The sequence below is a fragment of the Caulobacter sp. D5 genome (genome assembly GCF_003185805.1).
GTDB lineage: Bacteria > Pseudomonadota > Alphaproteobacteria > Caulobacterales > Caulobacteraceae > Caulobacter.
The window spans coordinates 1-3,504 of sequence record NZ_QHJY01000488.1 but is presented as its reverse complement, the minus strand read 5'-3'; the positions used below and the strand labels follow the sequence as shown (position 1 = coordinate 3,504).

The following is a 3,504-nucleotide window of genomic DNA, read 5'->3' as shown; positions in this document are numbered from 1 at the left end:
GAAACGCGAGGCGCTCGACGATAAAACACCTGGGTCCCCGCTTTCGCGGGGATTTTACGGGTGAATAGCGATCAAGCCTTGGTGTCGAACGCCCCGCCCGACTCTTCGCCGGAAGCCGCGTACGGGTTCGCCGCGGCGGCGGCCGGTTCGGCCGGGGCCGGGCCGGTGGAGCCCTTGGCGGCCACGGCCACCATGGCCGGGCGCACGAGGCGGCCCAGCAGTTCGTAGCCGACCTGCAGCACCTGGATGACGCCGCCGGCGGCGACTTCGTCCGAGGGCTGCTCCATCACCGCCTGGTGCAGGTGGGGATCGAACTTCTCGCCCTTGGTCGGGTCGACCTTCTTGAGGCCGTTGCGTTCGAAGGCCGCCTGCAGCTCCTTCTCGGTCATCTCGACGCCGACGATGAAGTTCTTCACCGCCGCGTCCTGCGAATCACGCGGGCTGGCCGCGGTGGCGCGCGACAGGTTGTCGGCCGCGCCCAAGAGGTCGCGGGCGAACTTCTGGATCGCGTAGGCGCGGGCGTCGTTCATCTCGCGCTCGGCGCGACGCTTGACGTTCTCGGCCTCGGCCGCATAGCGCAGCGCCTGGTCCTTCATCGCCGCGATCTCGGCCTTCAGGGCCTCGATTTCCTGGGCGGCGTCCTCGGCTTCGAAAGCGACGTCTTCGGCCGGCGTCTGCTCGTCGGTCATATCCAAACAGTCCTCATCCATCGATCATCCGGCCGAGCACGCGGGCGGTATAGTCCACCAGCGGGATCACCCGGGCATAGTTCAAACGCGTGGGGCCGATCACGCCGATCGCGCCCAGCACCTTCTGTCGCCCCGTCATATAGGGCGCCGCGATCACGGAGGAACCCGAAAGCGAAAAGAGTCGCGTCTCGGCCCCGATGAAGATGCGTACGCCCTCGGCGTCACGGACGTCGTCGAGCAGGCCGATCAGCTGGCCCTTCTGCTCCAGGTCGTCGAACAGCTGGCGCACGCGCTCCAGGTCCTCGCGGGCCCCGCCCTCGGCCAGCAGGTTGGCGCGGCCGCGGACGATCAGGGCCCGCTCGGCCCCCTCCCCGCCGCCCCAGGCGGCCAGGCCGTCCTCGACCAGGCGCGCGGCGGTCTCGTCCAGCTGGCGGCGGGCCGTCTCCAGCTCGGCGCGGATCTCGTCCTTGGCCTCAGTCAGGGTGCGGCCGCGCAGGCGGGCGTTGAGGAAGTTCGACGCCTCCTGGAAGGCCGAGGGCGTCAGCCCCGCCCCGCCGCGCATCAGCCGGTTCTCGACCGTGCCGTCCTCGAACACCATCACAGCCAGGGTCTGGCCGCCGCCCAGGGAGACGAACTCCACGTGCTTGACCCCGCCTTCGCGGACCGGGGTGACGACGATGCCGGCCCCGCCGGCCAGGCCCGACAGTATGGCCGAGGCCTCGTTCAGCGCTTCCTCGAAGGTGCGGCCCTTGGCGTAGAGGCGGCTTTCGATCTCGCGCCGCTCGTCCTCGCCGACATCGCCGACCTCCAGAAAGCCGTCGACGAACATCCTAAGGCCCGCATGGGTCGGCATCCGCCCGGCGCTGGTGTGAGGGCTGTCGAGCAGACCCAGCTGCGCCAGGTCCTGCATGGTGTTGCGGATCGAGGCCGGCGACAGCTGGATCCCGCCGCGCGACAGCGTGCGCGAGCCCACCGGCTCGCCGGTCTCCAGATAGGCCTCGACGACCCGGCGAAAGATGTCGCGGGCGCGGGCGTCCAGCTCGGTCAGGCCGGGCGTCCGAGCGATCGGTCCCGGAAAAAGCTGTGTCATGGCCCTTGGAGATAGGGTGGAGGGGCGAAAAAATCGAGCGGGGACTTGGAGGTTCCCGTCCGGGGGAGGATAAGCGGCGCCTTCAACCACGACTAGCCCCCGCCAACCAGACCGGAGTTTCCGCATGCGTCCGTCCGAACGCGCCCCCGACCAGCTGCGCGCCGTCACGCTGGAAACCGGCGTCAACCGCTACGCCGAGGGCTCGTGCCTGATCGGCTTTGGCCACACCAAGGTGCTGGTCACGGCCACGGTCGAGGAGAACGTCCCCGGCTGGATGCGCAACAAGGGCGCCGGCTGGGTCACCGCCGAGTACGGCATGCTGCCCCGCGCCACCCACACCCGCGGCCGCCGCGAGGCCGCCGCCGGCAAGCAGACCGGCCGCACCCAGGAAATCCAGCGCCTGATCGGCCGCTCCCTGCGCGCCGTCGTCGACCTCAAGGCCCTGGGCGAGCGCCAGATCAGCCTCGACTGCGACGTCATCCAGGCCGACGGCGGCACCCGCACCGCCGCCATCACCGGCGCCTGGGTCGCCCTGCGCCTGGCCACCAACTATCTGCTGGAAGAGGGCGTGCTGAAGGCCGACCCGATCCTGGGCCAGGTGGCCGCCATCTCCTGCGGCGTCTTCAAGGACACGCCGGTCCTCGACCTCGACTACGAGGAAGACAGCAACGCCGAGGCCGACGGCAACTTCGTGCTGACCGGCGGCGGCGAGATCGTCGAGATCCAGGCCACCGGCGAAAAGCGCGGCTTCACCCGCGGCGAGTTCGACACCCTGTTCGGCCTTGCCGAAAAGGGCATCGGCGAGCTGTTCGAATTCCAGCGCGCGGCGATCGGCAAGTAAGCGTGAAACGCTGGCGGCGGGCCGAGCCCGCCGCCAGCGATCGCGATCCGGACGGATTTCGCCCACACCCGGCTCGAGCCGGGCGTTCAACGGTCGGCGTTCGATCCCACCCAGGCCCGATAGCCGAAGCACTCCCCCTCCGCCTCGCAGAGCGCCAGCACCTCGCTCACATAGCCGGCGGCCAGATCGATGCGCTGCTCATCCGTCAGACCAGCGTCGTTCCCCTCGAGGCCGTAGAGGCTCAGGTCGATCCGGGCGATCTCGAAGGCGTCTTGAAGCTCGAAGGTCTCTACGAACGTGACCGCCGCATCGCGCGTCCTGGCGTATTCGACGAGCAAGGCCAACTGGACGCCATCGAGCATCCTCGTGCCGCCCCCTTCCTCGGCCTCGGCGAAGACCTCCGCCGCCTCGAAACGACGTCGCTCGTAGGTCAGCCGCCCTTCGATCACAGGGCTTGCGACGCCCTCACGCAAGGCCGGGGAATCCTGCGGAAACCGGAACCGTCTGACATCCACCGCGCCCCGGTTCAGCCACTGGGCGCCAGGCGCGACAAGGGTGAGGTGAAGGCCGGTATCGTCGTCAAATCCCACGACCAATGGCCTGTCGAGCTGAACCGCGAGAGGCGCGTCATTCTCCGGACCCAGGATCGCGACCACGCGGGCCTCCAGCGCCACACCCGGCGGAAGCCAGGCCGGAGCGTCGGCGGCGCCCTTCAGCAACACGGGATCTCGGGTCGTCAGGTAGCGCCAGGTCATGCGGTGAGCCTAACGGCCGAGCTTTCCACCGGCCAGCGGTCGGTCGCCGTTTTCCGACCGTCGGCGCAAGCCCCCTACCGCGCCGCCACCACCGTGATCTCCACAGCGTAGCCCGGCTCGGCCAGTCGC

General features: G+C 69.5%; 4 protein-coding genes. 1 reads left to right on the top strand and 3 read right to left on the bottom strand.

Translation table 11 applies throughout. The annotated features are described in order from the left end of the window. Positions 1–71 precede the first annotated feature (71 nt). Both grpE and hrcA read right to left on the bottom strand, forming a co-directional pair. Positions 72–689: a nucleotide exchange factor GrpE gene (gene grpE, locus DMC18_RS24210; protein WP_110120420.1), complete on the bottom strand. Its 618-nt coding sequence runs from the start codon at positions 687–689 to the stop codon at positions 72–74. A gap of 13 nt (positions 690–702) precedes the next feature. Then, the gene (hrcA, locus tag DMC18_RS24205) at positions 703–1,779 is read right to left on the bottom strand and encodes a heat-inducible transcriptional repressor HrcA (protein ID WP_110120421.1); all 1,077 of its coding nucleotides are present in this window, start codon (positions 1,777–1,779) and stop codon (positions 703–705) included. Between the two features lie 124 nt (positions 1,780–1,903). Between hrcA and rph the strand changes: the two genes are divergently transcribed. Then, complete coding sequence (gene rph / locus DMC18_RS24200; RefSeq protein WP_110120422.1) at positions 1,904–2,620, top strand: ribonuclease PH; 717 nt, start codon at positions 1,904–1,906, stop codon at positions 2,618–2,620. An 86-nt stretch (positions 2,621–2,706) separates the two neighbouring features. Here rph and DMC18_RS24195 read toward each other — a convergent pair whose 3' ends face one another. Further along, positions 2,707–3,375 (bottom strand): hypothetical protein, encoded by a 669-nt coding sequence (locus tag DMC18_RS24195; protein ID WP_110120423.1) that lies wholly within the window; start codon positions 3,373–3,375, stop codon positions 2,707–2,709. Positions 3,376–3,504 lie beyond the last annotated feature (129 nt).